The organism is Blautia sp. MSJ-36 (genome assembly GCF_018917985.1).
Taxonomy (GTDB): domain Bacteria; phylum Bacillota; class Clostridia; order Lachnospirales; family Lachnospiraceae; genus Blautia_A.
Genome location: NZ_JAHLPQ010000019.1, coordinates 17778 through 34832 on the forward strand (window position 1 = coordinate 17778; position 17055 = coordinate 34832).

Annotated in this window: 15 protein-coding genes; 6 read left to right on the forward strand and 9 right to left on the reverse strand. The window is 44.8% G+C overall.

Going from position 1 to position 17055, the window contains the following annotated elements:
- Nucleotides 1-46: 46 nt before the first annotated feature.
- The 4 genes from rfbD to KQI39_RS12355 all read right to left on the reverse strand — a co-directional run bounded on the left by rfbD (nucleotide 47) and on the right by KQI39_RS12355 (nucleotide 4312).
- Nucleotides 47-979 (reverse strand): dTDP-4-dehydrorhamnose reductase, encoded by a 933-nt coding sequence (gene rfbD / locus KQI39_RS12340; protein WP_216418709.1) that lies wholly within the window; start codon nucleotides 977-979, stop codon nucleotides 47-49.
- The gene (gene rfbB, locus KQI39_RS12345) at nucleotides 976-2010 is read right to left on the reverse strand and encodes a dTDP-glucose 4,6-dehydratase (protein WP_015525710.1); all 1035 of its coding nucleotides are present in this window, start codon (nucleotides 2008-2010) and stop codon (nucleotides 976-978) included. The genes rfbD and rfbB overlap by 4 nt, the downstream gene beginning before the upstream one ends.
- A 94-nt stretch (nucleotides 2011-2104) precedes the next feature.
- A complete protein-coding gene (gene rfbA / locus KQI39_RS12350) occupies nucleotides 2105-3001 on the reverse strand; it encodes a glucose-1-phosphate thymidylyltransferase RfbA (protein WP_118170718.1) in 897 nt (298 codons plus the stop codon).
- Nucleotides 3002-3130: 129 nt separating this feature from the next.
- Nucleotides 3131-4312: a MerR family transcriptional regulator gene (locus KQI39_RS12355; protein WP_216418711.1), complete on the reverse strand. Its 1182-nt coding sequence runs from the start codon at nucleotides 4310-4312 to the stop codon at nucleotides 3131-3133.
- 201 nt (nucleotides 4313-4513) lie between these two features.
- On the opposite strand from KQI39_RS12355, the gene KQI39_RS12360 reads away from it, so the two are divergent.
- Complete coding sequence (locus KQI39_RS12360; protein WP_216418714.1) at nucleotides 4514-5512, forward strand: acyltransferase; 999 nt, start codon at nucleotides 4514-4516, stop codon at nucleotides 5510-5512.
- A 170-nt stretch (nucleotides 5513-5682) separates the two neighbouring features.
- Nucleotides 5683-6393: a hypothetical protein gene (locus KQI39_RS12365; protein ID WP_216418716.1), complete on the forward strand. Its 711-nt coding sequence runs from the start codon at nucleotides 5683-5685 to the stop codon at nucleotides 6391-6393.
- Nucleotides 6394-6477: 84 nt separating this feature from the next.
- Here KQI39_RS12365 and glgD read toward each other — a convergent pair whose 3' ends face one another.
- On the reverse strand, nucleotides 6478-7599 hold the full coding sequence (gene glgD / locus KQI39_RS12370) for a glucose-1-phosphate adenylyltransferase subunit GlgD (protein ID WP_216418718.1): 1122 nt from the start codon (nucleotides 7597-7599) through the stop codon (nucleotides 6478-6480).
- A gap of 1 nt (nucleotide 7600) precedes the next feature.
- The gene (locus KQI39_RS12375; RefSeq protein ID WP_119239971.1) at nucleotides 7601-8740 is read right to left on the reverse strand and encodes a glucose-1-phosphate adenylyltransferase; all 1140 of its coding nucleotides are present in this window, start codon (nucleotides 8738-8740) and stop codon (nucleotides 7601-7603) included.
- 353 nt (nucleotides 8741-9093) lie between these two features.
- Between KQI39_RS12375 and KQI39_RS12380 the strand changes: the two genes are divergently transcribed.
- The 3 genes from KQI39_RS12380 (at nucleotide 9094) to KQI39_RS12390 (ending at nucleotide 13730) form a co-directional block, all read left to right on the forward strand.
- Nucleotides 9094-9747, forward strand: coding sequence for a DUF3786 domain-containing protein (locus KQI39_RS12380; protein ID WP_216418720.1), 654 nt, complete (start codon nucleotides 9094-9096; stop codon nucleotides 9745-9747).
- Nucleotides 9748-9832: 85 nt separating this feature from the next.
- A complete protein-coding gene (locus KQI39_RS12385; protein WP_216418722.1) occupies nucleotides 9833-11074 on the forward strand; it encodes an Nramp family divalent metal transporter in 1242 nt (413 codons plus the stop codon).
- Nucleotides 11075-11315: 241 nt separating this feature from the next.
- Nucleotides 11316-13730 carry a putative bifunctional diguanylate cyclase/phosphodiesterase gene (locus KQI39_RS12390; RefSeq protein WP_330654045.1) on the forward strand — a complete coding sequence of 805 codons (2415 nt, stop codon included), beginning with the start codon at nucleotides 11316-11318 and terminating at the stop codon, nucleotides 13728-13730.
- Between the two features lie 75 nt (nucleotides 13731-13805).
- On the opposite strand, the gene KQI39_RS12395 is transcribed toward KQI39_RS12390, so the two are convergent.
- Both KQI39_RS12395 and KQI39_RS12400 read right to left on the reverse strand, forming a co-directional pair.
- Entirely contained in the window at nucleotides 13806-14600 is a 795-nt protein-coding gene (locus KQI39_RS12395; RefSeq protein WP_174096115.1) for an ABC transporter permease, read from the reverse strand.
- Nucleotides 14593-15360, reverse strand: coding sequence for an ABC transporter ATP-binding protein (locus KQI39_RS12400; RefSeq protein WP_021976251.1), 768 nt, complete (start codon nucleotides 15358-15360; stop codon nucleotides 14593-14595). The genes KQI39_RS12395 and KQI39_RS12400 overlap by 8 nt, the downstream gene beginning before the upstream one ends.
- Nucleotides 15361-15489: 129 nt before the next feature.
- Between KQI39_RS12400 and KQI39_RS12405 the strand changes: the two genes are divergently transcribed.
- Nucleotides 15490-16146: an epoxyqueuosine reductase QueH gene (locus KQI39_RS12405; RefSeq protein ID WP_216418771.1), complete on the forward strand. Its 657-nt coding sequence runs from the start codon at nucleotides 15490-15492 to the stop codon at nucleotides 16144-16146.
- A gap of 68 nt (nucleotides 16147-16214) precedes the next feature.
- On the opposite strand, the gene KQI39_RS12410 is transcribed toward KQI39_RS12405, so the two are convergent.
- The gene (locus KQI39_RS12410; protein WP_216418724.1) at nucleotides 16215-16904 is read right to left on the reverse strand and encodes a hypothetical protein; all 690 of its coding nucleotides are present in this window, start codon (nucleotides 16902-16904) and stop codon (nucleotides 16215-16217) included.
- Between the last annotated feature and the right edge of the window lie 151 nt (nucleotides 16905-17055).

A 17055-nucleotide genomic window follows, 5' to 3' on the forward strand; every position in this document is an offset into this window, starting at 1 on the left:
GAACCAGTGTACCGCAGGCGGTTTTTAGTTTTTGATAAAATTATAGTTAAAGAATTTCTTTTAGATAACGCTCCAGGGCATCCTGCCATGTTGGAAGGGGCTGGAAACCGTTTCTTACAAGTTTGGACTTATCCAGGCGGCTGTTGAATGGTCGAACCGCTTTGGAAACACCATATTCTGCAGTAGTAACAGGAGAAACCTGTACGTTTTCATATTCTTTATGACCGAGGGCAGCAGCCTGACGGAAGATTTCTTTTGTGAAATCATACCAGCTGATGAAACCGCCCTCGTTGGTTGCATGATAATAGCCGTATTTTTCTGTCTCGATCATGTCTACCAGAAGACGGGCAAGGTCATAGGTGTAGGTTGGTGTACCGATCTGATCACTGACTACGGTCAGTTTGTCGTGGGTTTTCCCTAAGTTTACCATGGTGCGGATAAAGTTCTTACCGTTTTTGCCGAATACCCAGGCAATACGTACGATAAAGAATTTATCAATAGTGCCGGATACTGCCAGCTCGCCGTCAAGCTTGGTCTGGCCGTATACATTCTGGGGAGCGTAGTCTTTGCAGTCCGGATCCCATGGAGTGGTTCCCTGGCCGTCAAAAACATAGTCTGTGGAAATGTACATCATTTTGATGCCAAGCTCTTTACAGATGTCCGCAATGTTCTGGGTTCCCACAACATTGACAAGACGTACTTTTTCGCGATTTTCTTCATCCTCTGCAGCATCTACGGCTGTCCATGCGGCACAGTGAACCACTGCGTCAGGATTTACCTCGCGGATGGCTTTTGCTACTGCTTCTTTATCTGTGATATCCAGCTGGACATAAGGCATGGTGGTAACCGGAGTACCATCTGCAATGCCGCTGTAGGAAGGTGCAATGTCGCTTCCTACGCCTTCATGTCCACGGCTGGACAGTTCATTCATCACGTCATGGCCAAGCTGGCCGCCAACGCCTGTTACGAAAAATTTCATGCTTTAACCTCCTCGCGGTTTCCATACATTTTTTCGTAGTAATTCTGGTACTCACCGGAGATGATGGTTTCCCACCATTCCTTGTTGTCAAGGTACCATTTGATGGTCTTCTTGATTCCGTCTGCAAATTTTGTCTCCGGAAGCCAGCCAAGTTCGTTATGGATCTTGGTCGGGTCGATAGCGTAGCGCATGTCATGGCCTTTACGGTCTGCCACGTGTGTGATCAGGCTTTCCGGTTTGCCAAGCTCCTTGCAGATCAGTTTTACGATATCGATGTTTTTCATCTCGTTATGTCCGCCTACATTGTAAACCTCGCCTACACGTCCTTTGTGGATGATCAGGTCAATGGCACGGCAGTGATCCTCAACATAGAGCCAGTCGCGGACGTTTTCGCCTTTTCCGTAAACCGGGAGCGGTTTGTCATTGAGAGCGTTGGCGATCATCAGAGGAATCAGCTTTTCCGGGAAGTGATACGGGCCGTAGTTGTTGGAGCAGCGGCTGATGGTCACAGGCAGGCCGTAGGTTCTGTGGTATGCGAGAACAAGAAGGTCAGCACCTGCTTTGGAGGAGCTGTACGGGCTGCTTGTATGGATCGGAGTTTCCTCTGTGAAGAAGAGGTCCGGTCTGTCAAGAGGAAGATCTCCGTAAACCTCATCTGTGGAAACCTGATGATAACGCTGGATTCCGTATTTACGGCAGGCATCCATGAGAACAGCAGTACCCTTGATGTTGGTGTCAAGGAATACCTCCGGGTTTTCGATGGAACGGTCTACGTGGCTCTCAGCTGCGAAGTTTACCACGATGTCCGGATGCTCTTCCTCGAAAAGCTTGTAAACAGCGTCACGGTCTGTGATGCTCTCCTTTACAAAGCGGAAGTTCGGTTTGTCCATAACCGGTGCAAGAGTGGAAAGGTTTCCTGCGTAAGTCAGGCAGTCCAGGCATACGATACGATAGTCCGGATGAGCCTCCATCATATGAAAAATAAAGTTGCTTCCGATAAATCCGGCACCGCCGGTAACAATGATTGTCATAAAAAATCTCCTTTATAATATGAATGATTGATCTTATGCGGATTCCGTCGGAACGGAGCCCGCCGGTAAATACAGTGTTAAAAAACAGATCGGCTCAGTGAAGAGCGTCCAGATATTTTCCGTCCAGAACATCCTTGAGATACTGACCGTACTGGTTTTTCTTAAGGATTTCGTAAACCTTGAGCACGTCCTCCTTTGTGATCCAGCCGTTTAAGTAAGCAATCTCCTCAAGGCATGCGATCTTGCGGTGCTGATGCTGCTCCATGGTCTTTACGAAGTTGGTTGCCTCTACAAGGCTTTCGTGTGTACCGGTATCCAGCCATGTGAAGCCCTGGCCCAGAAGCTCGACGTTCAGCTGTCCCTTCTCAAGATAGATACGGTTCAGGTCTGTGATCTCAAGCTCGCCTCTTGCGCTTGGCTTCAGGTTCTTTGCGTACTCTACAACCTTGTTGTCGTAGAAGTAGAGACCGGTGACACAGTAGTTGCTCTTTGGCTTTTCCGGTTTCTCTTCAATGGAAACTGCTTTTCCGTTCTGGTCGAATTCTACGATACCGAAACGCTCCGGATCATCCACATAGTATCCGAAAACAGTGGCTCCTTTGCCTGTTTCTGCGTTGTTTACAGCAGCTTTCAGGCGCTTTTTGAGGCCATGTCCTGCGAAAATATTGTCACCAAGGACCATACATACAGTGTCGTTGCCGATGAATTCCTCACCAATAATGAATGCCTGGGCAAGTCCGTCCGGGCTTGGCTGTACAGCATAGGTGAGGTTGACACCAAACTGATGGCCGTCACCGAGAAGCTCCTCAAATCTCGGGGTATCCTGCGGTGTGGAGATGATCAGGATATCACGGATGCCTGCATTCATAAGAACAGACATAGGATAGTAGATCATCGGTTTGTCAAAGATCGGCAGAAGCTGTTTGGAGGTCACCATGGTAAGCGGGTAAAGACGTGTTCCGGAGCCTCCGGCTAAAATAATTCCTTTCATATGTTTTCTCCTTTGCGTGATGATGTGCAGCATAAGTCGTGCCTGCACATAACTTTGTTACTGTAACTGTATTATAAAAGGTGACGTAAGGTTATCTTCAAGCGCTTTTTTCATATTTTTTATTTTTGGCTATTTTTCACAAATAAATACGCCGGCGTCCTTGGTAATGCGGAAGCCTTTGGCAGTTTTTCTAGTAGTGTAGGCCCGGAATTCCTTGTAACGGTCCAGGATATACTGATTCTGGTTGCCGTGGCAGGAGAGAACGTAGGAGATCAGCGGCTCCGCATCCTGGACCAGAAGGCAGTCTTCATAAGAAAGCCAATGAGCCTTTGGGAAAAAAGGCTCCAGGATACTTTGACCGTTTTCACGTCCGAACCGTTCATAAAGCCGGTCTGCGGAAAGCACGATCCGTTCATCAAAATCCTGCACCAGCTGGCTGACCTCCTGCATATGTGCCTTTCCGTAAGCGCTGCAGAGAAATCTTCCGCCGGGAGCGAGGACGCGGCGGACCTCCTTCAGGACGGTGGGAATATCGTCGCAGTAAAAAAGCACGTGATTGGCGATCACCAGATCAAAGCTTTCGTCCTTACAGGGGATTTTTCGGCAGTCAAAGGCCCGGAACGCAAACCGGGTATCCGAGGAACCGATGGCTCGTCTGGCATCGCGGAGCATACCGCTGGAAATATCGGAAAGCGTGATAAAGATGTCCTCCGGCAGAAGGGAAAGATTGTCGGTCCACAACGTTCCGTCTCCGCAGCCAAGCTCCAGAATACGAAGACCGGGTGAGATCCGGCACTGCTCAAAGATCCAGGGAAACCATCCCTGCCTGTTCTGGGAATATAGGCTGTGGAGGTTGATCCTGGAGGAAATGTTGGTGGCATTCTGATACTGGTTCTTGAGGCTTTTTTCCATACCGGTCAGATGGATCAGGTTCAGCATCTGGCTCCAGTCAATGGTGTGCTGTTCCTTTATCACCTGTGCGGTATCCTGGATCGCTTTTTCCACCAGCTGCATCTGTTCGATCCGGTCACGGACCAGACGAAGCTGGATATTCAGAGAATTCAGCATGAAATGATAATCGGAATCACCGATGGTCATTTCCCGGATGTCATCCAGGGAAAAGCCCAGGTATTTCAGAAGGAGGATCTGCTGAAGCCTTGCAAAATCCTCGTCTGTATAAAAACGTGCGCCGGATTCGGTAACGAGAGAGGGTTTCAGGATATCCTGTTTATCATAATAGCGGACAGTACGCAGAGTTACATGTGCCATGCGTGCAAATTCGCCGGAAGAATAGTAGCCGTCTTTTTTCATAAAAAATAAAATCCTTTCTGAGGAAATTACAAACATCCTGCAATAGAAGTCATAAAAGAATTATAATTCAGATTCGGAAGCCGTACAAGAGAAAAACAACATTGACAAAATTCTGCTGGTTTGCTAGTATATCGTTTCGAAAAAAGGAAACCCCGGAATCACATTTCCGGGATAAACGTTCGATAAAAAGGAGTAATTTTTATGCGAAACCGTACTCTGGATATGGTAAAGGCGATCTGCGCTTATGCAGTTGTACTTCTTCATGTCCATTTTCCGGGAAATGCCGGGATCACAGCCAATGTACTTGCCAGATTTGCAGTACCTGTGTTTTTTTTGGTTTCCGGATATTTCTGCTTCCGTGGTGACGATACGGAATTTGTAAGAACCGGGAAAAAAGTCCGGCATGTTCTTAAACTGATGCTTGTGGCATTTCCGGTCTGCTGTCTGTGGGAGCTGATCCAGAACCACATCGACGGAGCAAGCCAGAAGGAATGGCTGGAAGCCCTGGTTTCCGGGGAGCATGTCCGTCAGTTTCTTTTATATAATAACAGCTCTCAGGTGAAATGGCATCTGTGGTTTCTCCCGGCACTGCTCTACTGTTATCTTCTTTTTGCCCTGGCAGCAAGATTGAGGCTCTGTAAGCAGGCATATGTGCTGATACCGGTGCTGCTTCTGATCCATTTCGGAATGGAGGAATTTTCGACCTTCCTGTTCCCGGAAAAGCATTTCCGTGTTATGCAGTTTAGGAATTATCTGTTTACCGGATTTCCGTTTTTTATGTGGGGACATCTGATACACAGATATCAGGAAAAGCTAGAAGACTGGTTTGCCGGAAAAAAAGTGCTTCTTTTGTATGGCACGGCAGCTGGCGGCGTAATCGTAAGTCTGCTGGAATACCGGTATTTTGGCAAACAGGAATTATTTATGGGTTCAGTACTTATGGCTGTGGGACTTTTTCTTATTGCGATCATGGAAAAGGATCGGAAAGTGCCCGGGCTTCCGGTAGCCATCGGCCAGAAATATGCGTTTTTTATTTATCTGTTCCATCTCTGTGTGGCAGATATCCTTAAGGATGTGGCTGTGGCAGCAGGAATTGAAAAAAATCTTTTATATCTGTGGATGAGACCGGTGATGGTCTGTGTTTTTGTGACTGCTGTGGCGGTAATGTATGGATATGGAATGAGGATCTGCCGGAAATAGAGGAGTTTATGGTATTTTCATATTTATGCGCTGTGATTTTGTACTAAAATATGCTAAAATATCCTTTATTGATAAGTCACAGCACTCCCCCGGAGGATGTGGGGAAAGCGACTGGAATATCCTGCTTCAGGGTGAAAAATACTGAGACGTGAAAGAAAAAGGAGATTTTTATGGATTTACAAAACAGAGCGGAGGCCGGCGGTGACGGACACGATGAGAGTGTACTGAATCCGGAGATGCCCAACGAAACAGATCTGACGAAGAAGGAACGCCGCCGGATCGAAAAAGAGAAACTGAAGGGAATGGGAACAGGTAAGAAGCTTCAGTATATCTGGATGTATTATAAGATACATATGCTGTGCGTGCTTCTTGTCATCGGCGGAGTCTGTCTGGGAGTGAATATTTACCGGCACGCACAGATGAAGACGGTGCTTTCCATTGCGGTGGTGAATGCAGGGAATTATGACTCAGAGAAGGTGGAAGAGGATGTTCTGAAGACACTGGGAACAGAGGATAAATATGCGGAAGTCAGTGTGGCACAGAATCTGATGACGGATGAGACTGGAGAGGATTTTGATTACTATGCAAGGATCGCATATGTTACGGAAATCCAGAGTGCTACCGTTGATGTCCTGATCATGCCGAAGGAGCTCTATGAACATGAGAAGGACAGCGGGATGTATGCAGATCTCAGGGAAACGTTTGGAGATGAGGTATTTGAGTCTCTGGGCGCTGTGGATGAACAGCATCTGGAGCTTGACGGCAGCAGTAGTGTTGCAGAGGAATTTGGTCTGCGATATGATCCGGTGTGCATCTGCCTTCCGGGTAATGTGAAGAATAAAGATAATGCGTTGAAATGGATCCAGTCTGTTCTGAAATGATGGATCCATATGCTCAGCTGAGCACAGAGATAAATAAGGCCTCCGGTTCGTAACACAGGAACCGGAGGCCTTATTATATGAATATTACAGTGTATCGTTACGTTTGATGTAGCCAGGCTCATCAGCAGGACTGATGATCTCCTTGGCATGCGTGATCTTGGCGTGTTTGTCTACCACCAGATTTTCGATGTGGACATTCTCACCGATGGTGCAGTCTGCAAGAACTACACAATTTTTGATAACAGCGCCCTTTTTGATGGTACAGCCACGTCCGACGATGGAATTCTCTACAGTTCCCTCGATCATGGAGCCGTTGGAGATAACGGAGTTGGAAACATTAGCTGTGTCAAAATAATGTGTAGGACAGGAGTTATTGGTGCGTGTATAGATCGGCCAGTTATCATGGAAAAGATCTGTTGCAGTTTTGTAGTCGATCAGATCCATATTTGCATCGTGATAGCTCTTGAAATCAGTGATCGATGCAAAATATCCCCGATGAGATACACCACGTACATCCAGCTCACCGTCTCTGCAGCCGGCATTGATCACGTCTGCAAGGGTATAAAGAGAGGAGATCTCTTTTGCCTTATGGATGAGGCTGATGAAAAGCTCCTTGCTCATTACGTAGGTATCCATGAAAATGTTGCGGTTCTTCGCATTGCCGTGGTTGTGCTCGATGGAGAGAACACCCTTCTGGCGGTTCAGGTTCAGGATGTGGCAGTTCAGATGGTTCTCCTTGGCATTATCAACGGAATGATAAAGCATGGTCACATCTGCACCGGATTCGATATGGGCATCGATCAGCTTGGAGTAGTCGGTAGTGTAGATCATGTAATTCGGAGCGATAACAACATACGGATAATGAACTGCTTCGATGCACTCCAGATTGGAGTAGTAGTTGTCGATATCGGTGTTATAGATATCATTGACTCCGGAATGCTCTGAAAAGAGGATCTGGAGATTACCACTCTTGGAGTTGATGTTGTAGTGACGTCCGGTTCCGAGATGTTCTACAAGAGAACGGGGTTTGTTCTTTACATAGACCTGAATGTACTCAATCCCGCTGTTGGTCATATTTGAGATCGGGAAGTCGATGACACGATATCTTCCGAGAAATGAAAAGGCGCCGATCGCACGGTAGTCCTGAAGCCCCTCCACATGGATATTTCTTTCTGAGGAATTCACGATTCCAAATGCTTTAAACATATTACTCAGCCCCCTTTACACGTTTTGATACAAGTTCGATGTGCTCACTGTCCTTGGAACCGACACGAGCGTTGGCACCGATCACGACTCCGCCTGCAACGAGCGCACGCTGGACAACGGCACCTGCCTCAACAACAACACCTGGCATAAGGACACTGTCGATGATCTTGGCACCAGGGCCAACCTTGACGCCTGTGAAAAGTACGGAATTGGTAATCTCACCCTCCACAACACAGCCCTGAGTGATGAAAGCAGTGTTGATCACAGCTGTATCACAAATATACTGTGGAAGAGATGTGGCATCCTCAGTGTAGATCTTCCAGGTAGGATCATTAAGATCCAGTTCACTGTTTGGACTGAGAAGATCCATGTTTGCCTCCCAGAGGGAATCAATGGTTCCTACATCCTTCCAGTAGCCTTTGAACTTGTAGGCATAGAGCGCCTTGTCCTGTGCGAGGAGTGTAGGGATGATGTCTTTACCGAAATCATGATTGGAATCCGGATTCTTGATATCTGCCAGCAGGAGCTTGCGCAGAAGCTTCCAGTTGAATATGTAGATACCCATGGAGGCAAGGTTGCTCTTCGGGTGTTCCGGTTTCTCCTCAAATTCAACGATGCGGTCATCTTCACCGGTGTTCATGATACCGAAACGGCTGGCTTCCTTCATGGGAACCTCGATAACTGCAATAGTGGCATCTGCCTTATGCTGGATATGGTCATCAAGCATCTTTGCATAATTCATCTTATAGATGTGGTCACCGGAAAGGATCAGAAGATATTCCGGGTTCTGTGAGTCGATGAAATCAATATTCTGAGAGATCGCATCAGCTGTTCCACGGTATACATCCAGACCGGCATCAGCCTTCTCACGTGGAGGAAGTACATAAACTCCGCTGTCCTTTGCATCAAGGCCCCAGCGGCCACCTGCTGCTACGTAGCTGTTCAGTAGAACTGATTCATACTGTGTCAGTACACCTACGACATCAATGCCGCTGTTGGCACAGTTACTGAGCGGAAAATCCACGATACGGTATTTACCGCCATAACCAACGGCTGGCTTGGCAACTTTATTCGTCAACTCGTGAAGACGACTTCCTCTTCCACCGGCCAGGATCATTGCTAACATACTGTTTTGTTTCATGGCGAATCCTCACTTTCATTTCTTGTTTATTATCAGAAGTGTTTTAACTTAAAAACAATAAACTTTGTTCATATTATACACCTTTTGGGATTGAAAATCCAGTTTTTTGTGCAAAAAAACGTTATTTTTGTGTTAAAATTTTGTGCGAATTTGAAAAAATTGACAGGTAATTTGTCGGAATAGAAAGAAACGGTCAAAGCCGGTCCTGAAATTCAGATAAAATGGTGAAAAAACATCCAGAATCCGGATTTGCTTGCGTAAGAAGAGGAAAAAGTGTATTCTGAAAAAAGATTTTATTCGGACAAAAGTATCCGGCGAAGAACTATTTGGGAATAACAGAGGGAGAAAATGAGATGAAAGATGAAAAAATTTCCAACTATGTAAAGCTATGTGAAGACTGGGCAGATAAATTCATGAAAATGGATCAGGAAAATTTAAGAAAAAGAGTTCCGGAACTGAAGGAAGAAAATGGATTTCTTACCCTGATCCATTTCGGACGAAAATACGGGATCAGCCTGAATGATGGAAGCATCTGCAGTATGGATGGCCAGCGGGAACCAGATACAACGGAAATGCTGAATATCTATACACTTCTTGGATATGCAAAAGAAGGAGCTTTTTTTATGAATAAGTGGGTACCTTTTGCAGACCTTCGCAATGCAAGACCATTTGCTCCGGCCTATAAGGTCGGGGAGACGGATGTGTTTGGAGCTACGTTTTCCGGGCATGAAAAAGAACTTCGGGAGGCCTTTGGCAAACTTGGAGGAAAAGAACTTCCACAGGGAGATGTGGGCTATGAAATCAGGGCTTTTGAATGCATGCCAATGAGATTCTTTTTCTGGGAGAGAGATGAGGAATTTGAGGCCCAGGGAAATATTCTTTTTGATTACAGTGCTACAGATTTTAATCATGTGGAGAGCGCGGTATCCATTGCAGATGCAGGGATTAAGCGTCTGGCTGAGCTGGCAGGCCTGCCGGTCAGGGGAAAATCGTTTCAAATGAAATAAAGACGGGATTGACGAACCGGAATGGATGTGGTAATGTGTGTTAAAAAGAAGTTAGTTTAAACTAACAAGGAGGAAAACATGCCATATGGGAAAATATCTGAAATCAGTGGGGAAAAACAGTCTTGATTTTCTGAAATATGTAGGCCCGGGGCTGCTTGTAACGGTGGGATTTATTGATCCGGGAAACTGGGCATCCAATATAGCTGCAGGTTCCGGCTATGGATACAGTCTTCTGTGGATGGTGACATTGTCTACGGTTATGCTGATTATTCTGCAGCATAATGCGGCTCATCTGGGAATTGTTACGGGCCTTTGTATTTCGGAAGCCGCCAGCCGCTATATGGATAAAACAGTAAAAAATATAGTACTCTGGACAGCGGTGGCAGCAGCGGTTGCGACAGCCATGGCAGAAATCCTGGGAGGTGCCATAGCTCTTGAGATGCTGTTTCATATTCCTGTCCGGGTGGGAAGTATGGTGATACTGCTGGCAGTACTGGTATGCCAGTTTACAAATGCCTATAAAAAAATTGAAAAACTGATTATATTGTTTGTTTCTCTGATTGGTTTTTCTTTTCTGGTTGAGATTGGTATATCAGATATTGACTGGCCGGCGGCAGTGTCAGGATGGGTGAAACCATATTTCCCGGAAAATTCCATGCCTGTGATTATGAGTGTCCTGGGAGCAGTTGTAATGCCGCACAATCTTTTCCTTCATTCCGAAGTAATTCAGAGCAGGCAGTGGAATCTGGAAGAGGAAGAGGTGATTCAGAAACAGCTGAAATATGAGTTTAAGGATACGCTTTTTTCCATGATTATTGGCTGGGCGATCAACAGTGCAATGATTCTGATGGCAGCGGCGACTTTTTACAGAAAAGGGGAAGGCGCGGTTAATGATCTGTCTGTGGCGGGAAATATGCTGACTCCGCTTCTGGGCAAAGGAGCCTCTGTGATTTTTGCCCTGGCACTTCTTCTGGCAGGTCTTTCTTCCAGTATTACAGCCGGAATGGCAGGCGGGACTATTTTTTCGGGAATTTTTAATAAACCATATGATATCAGTACAAAAGAAACCAGACAGGGTGTACTGATAACAATGGTTCCCGCTGCGCTGCTGATTCTTCTGGTCCGTTCACCTTTTGATGGACTGATCTATTCGCAGATGCTCCTGGGAATGCAGCTGCCCATCACTGTTTTTACACAGATATATCTTACATCGTCCACCAGAGTTATGGGAAAATATGCCAACAGTACCAGATTAAAGGTAACCTTATGGACGATTGCGGGAATTGTAACACTTTTAAATGCAGGATTGCTGGTTACATCTATATAAGCTGAGCAGACAGCGAAGCAGATTGCGAAAATCTGCTGGAATCATATGAAAAAATGTTTGCTATTGTTGTAAAAAGAGTATATTATTATTGCATAATTATGAAATTTTGGCGACCATTTTGATCTATCTGTGAGGTGTCACGACAGAAGTCTCTGTCAATTTCCCAGAAACATTTTTTTGTCAGTATGGACAGGAGAGAACCGGAAGCAGAAAAGTACAAGGGTCCTGGAGGTGTAAAAAAGTGGGCAAGAATGCGTCGGGAATGTATGTAATAGATGCAGATTATAATATAGTCAGCTATAACCATGCGGCAGAAATTATATACCCGGAGCTGAAAAAGGGAGAAAAGTGTTATCGATGTCTGATGCATGAAGAGAATCCATGTGCGGAATGCCCGGTTGTTAACGGTATTGAAGGTCCGAAGAACTATCTGGAACCGAAGCAAAAGGTTCTGAGATCCATTGATGCAGTGGAAATTCAGCTGGAGTCCGGAGAACTGGGACATGCGATGATATTTTCGGCGGCAGAAGCAACAGAAGAAACATACAGAGGAATTACCAATAATGGAGAGAATCCTCTGCTGCTGGGAATCATCAATGTGCTGGGCAAGGACTACAGCAATATTTATTCTGTAAACTGTGCCACACATGAAATACAGGTATTCCGTTTTCATAATCCTGTACTTGGTGGAGTAAGTGAAAGCCTGATCCGTGAGGAACCTTACGAAAAAGTAGTGGACATTTACATAGAAGATAATGTTGCGTCTGAGGATAAGACCAGAATGAGGCAGATGCTGGATTTTGACAAAATCTGTCAGCGTCTGAAAAAGGTTTCCCAGTTTATGATCCACTATAGGGTGAGAAGGGACGGAATTACCCATTACTACTATGTAAAATGTGCAAGAATTGGAAAAGCAGAGGATTTTGAGGCGATTGTTCTGGCTTTTGCCAATGAAGATATGGATATTCAACACAGTGAAATGGAATCAATTCTGGAACCAGGCGGACCATCGTCCAGAAGAAAGCTTCTTATAATAGAAGATAATGAACTGAATCGGAAACTTCTGGCAGAGCTCCTGGAAGACAGTTATGAAGTTATGACTGCGGTTAACGGAGAAGAGGGACTGAAGCTGCTGGGAGAAAATTACCGTGATATTTCTGCAATTCTTCTGGATGTAAGTATGCCAATCTGTGACGGATTTCAGTTTCTGGACAGAATCCGGGATGATGTAATGCTTTCTTCTGTTCCGGTAATTGTAATAACAGGAAGTAACCGCCCGGAAGATGAGGTTCGCTGTCTGGAACTGGGTGCAGTCGATTTTATCCGGAAGCCTTACAATATCCGGATTGTGAAGGGAAAGATCAACAGTGTAATCAAGCTTCGGGAATCTGCGATTGTTTTGTCTGCACTGGAATACGATGAGCTGACGGGACTTTATATCCGCCAGGCATTTTTTCATCATGCAAAGACACTGATGCGTGTCAAAAATGACCAGAAGTTTCATGTGGTTGTGGCAGATGTCAAAAATTTCAAGTGGATTAATGGTACCTACGGAGAAAAAACAGGAGATCAGGTTCTGGCATATCTCGGAGATGCATACAAAAAACAGGTTCACAGTGGAATGGTAGCCAGATATGGTGGAGATCAGTTTGTAGCTATTGTATATGGAGATCTGAACCTTGCAGAAGAAAAGGTGGAAGCTGCTATTCACAGGATTGCAGAGAGGGCTCCCATTTCAAATCTGGCTGTGAATTATGGTATTTATGAAAATGTGGATAAGACATTACCGCTGACTTTGATCTGTGACAGGGCATTTCTTGCCATGAAGAGTATACAGAATGACTATGAGCATTCGTTTGCTTTTTATGATGAGGAGATGGGGCGGAAACATATCCGTGACAGGATGATGGAAAATGAGTTTGATGAAGCTATCCGCAATGAAGAATTTGTGGTTTATCTCCAGCCTAAATATAATGTAGTAACAGAAGAAATCGCAGGTGCGGAAGCACTTGTGCGCTGGAAGAAAAAAGACGGCTCCATGGTATCTCCGGGTGAGTTTATTCCACTTTATGAGAAGGATGGATTGATTGTACGCCTGGATGAATATGTATTTAACAAAGTATGTGAGATCCAGAAGATACTTATTAAGTCAGAGGGAAAATTGTTCCCTGTTTCGGTGAACCTTTCCAGGGCGAGTATTCATTACGAAAATATGATTTTGCGCTATGTACACATTGTGGAGGAAAACGGTATTCCATTTTCCGCAGTGCCCATTGAACTTACAGAGACAGCAGCTCTTTATAATGTACAGATTAAAGAACTTACGGAGAAGATGGCAAATGCCGGGTTTGAACTTCATATGGACGATTTCGGATCCGGATATTCATCCATGACAAGTTTAAATCAGCTGCCCTTTGATACACTGAAACTGGACAAGAGCCTGATTGATTACATAGAAAATCCGAGAGGAAAAGAAGTGATCCGCCATACCATAGCCCTGGCACACAGTCTGGGAATGCAGGTACTTGCAGAAGGGGTGGAAACGGCCAGCCAGGTAAACATTCTCCGGGAACTGAACTGTGATGAAATTCAGGGATTTTATTATTCCAGACCGGTACCCTGGGAAGAATTCTGCACAGACTTTATAGGAAAATAACACAGAATCACAACACGCTGACAGTGCTCAACTGGCAGCGTGTTCTTGCATTTTAAGAAATTATAATTTATTATGTTATCTTTTTTGTATATACTTTTCCAAAAGGTTAAGCACTGTATATAATCCCATGGCAATGATGCAAAGGATCATAATGGACATAAGAACCCAAGTGAGTTTAAAGGTCTGGCTTCCATAGATGATGAGATACCCGAGGCCTTTCCTGGCACCAATGAACTCGCCGATGATAACACCTACTAGGCAGAGGCCGATGTTTACTTTCATAACACTGATGATCAGAGGAACAGAAGATGGCAGAATGATTTTTATCAGTTTTTCTTTTTTGTGGCCTCCCAGAGTTTCAATCAGTTTCAGCTTTTCCGGATCTGCCTGGCAGAAACCGGAGTACAGATTAATAACAGAACCAAAGATAGCCACGGACATGCCGGCAACTACAATGGTTCGCTCATTGGCACCCAGCCATACAATCAGAAGAGGTGCAAGGGCAGATTTCGGGAGACTGTTCAGTACCACAAGGTAAGGCTCCAGGATTCTGGAAGTCTTTGGAGAACACCAGAGAAGAATGGCCGTTCCCACGCCCAGGATTACAACAAAAAAGAAACTGACAAGAGTTTCTGTCAGAGTAACTCCAATATGGGAAAACAGAGACTGATCCCTGCACATGGAAAGAAAGGTTTTTCCGATGAGGGAAGGGCTGCTGAAAATAAAGGAATCAATCCATCCGCATCTGGCGGACATTTCCCAGAGTCCCATAAACAGGATAAAGAGAAGAATCCGTGCTGTGAAGATCAGACGTTTTTCTTTTTTATACTGTAAAAGATATTGTTTCTGATGTCTGGAAATTTCAGGCATTTTCGTTGAGCTCCTTCCATATGAGATTAAAATATTTTTTAAAATCCGGAGCATTTCGGGAAGAAAGCGGAGTACGGTTATTGATATTCAGATGGATGTCAACAATTTTCTGTACAGTGGCAGGGCGGGGAGAAAGAATCAGTACCCGGTCTGCCATGCTGATGGCCTCGGAGATATCGTGAGTAACCAGAATTGCAGGTTTGCCGGAATTTCGGAGAATTTTTCCAATGTCATCACTGACATTTAAGCGGGTCTGATAATCCAGCGCGGAAAATGGTTCGTCCAGAAGCAGAAGTTCCGGTTTCAACACAAGGGTCCGGATCAGGGCGGCACGTTGCCGCATACCGCCGGAAAGCTGAGAGGGCCTGGCATCCCGGAAACGGTCAAGACCATATATCCGGAGAAGTTCTTCGGCATGAGAAAGTTTTTCGGGAGTGAGTTCTTTACGGATTTCAAGGCCAAGGAGAATATTTTTGTAAATACTGCGCCACTCCAGAAGATGATCTTTCTGAAGCATGTATCCTACAGCGGTACTGCCGGCAGATACCGGTTTTTCGTCCAGTGTAATGGAACCACATTCCGGGGCGAGAAGGCCGGCGATCAGATTGAGAAGTGTAGATTTGCCGCAGCCGGAGGGTCCTACAATGGACAGAAATTCGCCGGGCATCAGGTCAAAGGATATATGAGAAAGGGCAGGTGTCTCACCGGACAATGTGTGATAGGAAAGACACACATCCCGTACTTTCAGGATGGGATTCATGGATATTGCCTCCTTTTTGTAGATAATGGTATAATATTATCATATGTCTGAAACAGGAGAAGGCGCATGGCAGAAAAGGAGACGCCGGTGCCTGCCGCCAAACAGTCAGAGAGAAAGGAATTACAAACATTGAATAAAAGAAACTACCAGAAAGAGCTTGATAAACTGATCGAAAACATTCAGAAAGAGGAAAAAACGCCCAGACTTTTTCTCCACGCCTGCTGTGCGCCCTGCAGCAGTTATGTGATGGAGTATCTGTCGCAGTATTTTGAGATCACTATATTTTTTTATAATCCCAATATTGCACCGGAGGAGGAATATGCACACCGCGTGGCTGAGATTCGGCGTCTTATCGGGGAGATGGAGTTTGTCCATCCGGTAACTCTGGTGGAGGGACGGTATGACCCGAAGGAATTTTATGAGATGGCAAAAGGCCTGGAGGATGTTCCAGAAGGAGGAGAGCGGTGCTTTCGGTGTTATCGCCTGCGGATGGAAGAGGCGGCAAAACTGGCGAAAGAGGGCGGATATGATTATTTCACTACCACTTTAAGTATCAGTCCTCTGAAAAATGCACAGAAGATCAATGAGATCGGGGAGGAGCTGGCAGAAATCTATAAAGTGCCACATCTGACTTCGGATTTCAAGAAAAAGAATGGCTACAAGCGTTCCATTGAGCTGTCCCATGAGCATGATCTGTACCGACAGAATTACTGTGGCTGTGTTTTTTCGAAAAAAGAAGCACAGGAAAGAGACAGAAAAAGAGCCCTGGAAAATTCCGGGGATTAAGAAGAAACAATACAGTTTCGTAAAAAGAAACAGGACGGGAAAAAATATCTCCCGTCCTGTATTTATCATTATGCAAAATCATCAGGGTTATCACATGCTTCCTCATAGACTGTAGCATGGGCATGGGCCATATCCTGATAATAGTTACTGATTGCTTCAAACCAGTTACATATATCATCATTATGCATCAATTCAAGCAGCAGGTACATGAAATTGCAGACAATATAGGAAATCTGGTGGCGTTTGGACGGGGAGAGGCCGTTTACAAAATCATCAACCCGGTCACGGATATCATCTAAAGCATGCATGGATCTTTCCAGATCTGCAAGTAATTTCTTGTACAGAGTTTCATTGAAGTTTGTAAAATCAACATGAAAAACAGTACCTGTGCATAATTTTGAAGAGAAAACATTTTTGTTTTCATCATATACTCTTGCATCTAAAGAATGGTTTTTGTCATATTCGACAATCTTTTTCAGATTTTCGTATAATACGGGTACAAATTTTTGATCTTCCAGCATAGCCAGATAAATATATGGCATATCAGACAACCACCAGTGAAACAGTTTATCTGATATTATGCGATAATTCGGATCCTTCCATATATGAGGACATCCTCGCTTGATATTTTCGGAAATCATGACTTCCGTTGTACCGTCAAACTTAAACACATCTGAAAACAGGGCTTTTAAAATATATGTTACAGCAGCTTCTGAATTTATCATATTTTCATGTGCTGTATCTGAAAGAATACTCATATTAAATACCTCCGGTTTATCCATTTTATCCGTGGGGTTATTATATCAAAAAAATGCTCAGTATAAAATACTTATGGTATGTATAAGTATGAAAAACTTTGCATTTCCATAAAAATATGATACACTAACACAGAAAAGTGCAGACGTCCGG

Excerpts from the sequence above, each read along its gene's own strand:
- rfbD (WP_216418709.1), bottom strand. The coding sequence starts at position 979 with ATGAAATTTTTCGTAACAGGCGTTGGCGGCCAGCTTGGCCATGACGTG.
- glgD (WP_216418718.1), bottom strand. The coding sequence starts at position 7,599 with ATGTTTAAAGCATTTGGAATCGTGAATTCCTCAGAAAGAAATATCCAT.
- KQI39_RS12375 (WP_119239971.1), bottom strand. The coding sequence starts at position 8,740 with ATGAAACAAAACAGTATGTTAGCAATGATCCTGGCCGGTGGAAGAGGA.
- KQI39_RS12385 (WP_216418722.1), top strand. The coding sequence starts at position 9,833 with ATGGGAAAATATCTGAAATCAGTGGGGAAAAACAGTCTTGATTTTCTG.
- KQI39_RS12400 (WP_021976251.1), bottom strand. The coding sequence starts at position 15,360 with ATGAATCCCATCCTGAAAGTACGGGATGTGTGTCTTTCCTATCACACA.
- KQI39_RS12410 (WP_216418724.1), bottom strand. The coding sequence starts at position 16,904 with ATGAGTATTCTTTCAGATACAGCACATGAAAATATGATAAATTCAGAA.
- rfbB (WP_015525710.1), bottom strand. The coding sequence starts at position 2,010 with ATGACAATCATTGTTACCGGCGGTGCCGGATTTATCGGAAGCAACTTT.
- KQI39_RS12355 (WP_216418711.1), bottom strand. The coding sequence starts at position 4,312 with ATGAAAAAAGACGGCTACTATTCTTCCGGCGAATTTGCACGCATGGCA.
- KQI39_RS12395 (WP_174096115.1), bottom strand. The coding sequence starts at position 14,600 with ATGCCTGAAATTTCCAGACATCAGAAACAATATCTTTTACAGTATAAA.
- KQI39_RS12360 (WP_216418714.1), top strand. The coding sequence starts at position 4,514 with ATGCGAAACCGTACTCTGGATATGGTAAAGGCGATCTGCGCTTATGCA.
- KQI39_RS12365 (WP_216418716.1), top strand. The coding sequence starts at position 5,683 with ATGGATTTACAAAACAGAGCGGAGGCCGGCGGTGACGGACACGATGAG.
- rfbA (WP_118170718.1), bottom strand. The coding sequence starts at position 3,001 with ATGAAAGGAATTATTTTAGCCGGAGGCTCCGGAACACGTCTTTACCCG.
- KQI39_RS12380 (WP_216418720.1), top strand. The coding sequence starts at position 9,094 with ATGAAAGATGAAAAAATTTCCAACTATGTAAAGCTATGTGAAGACTGG.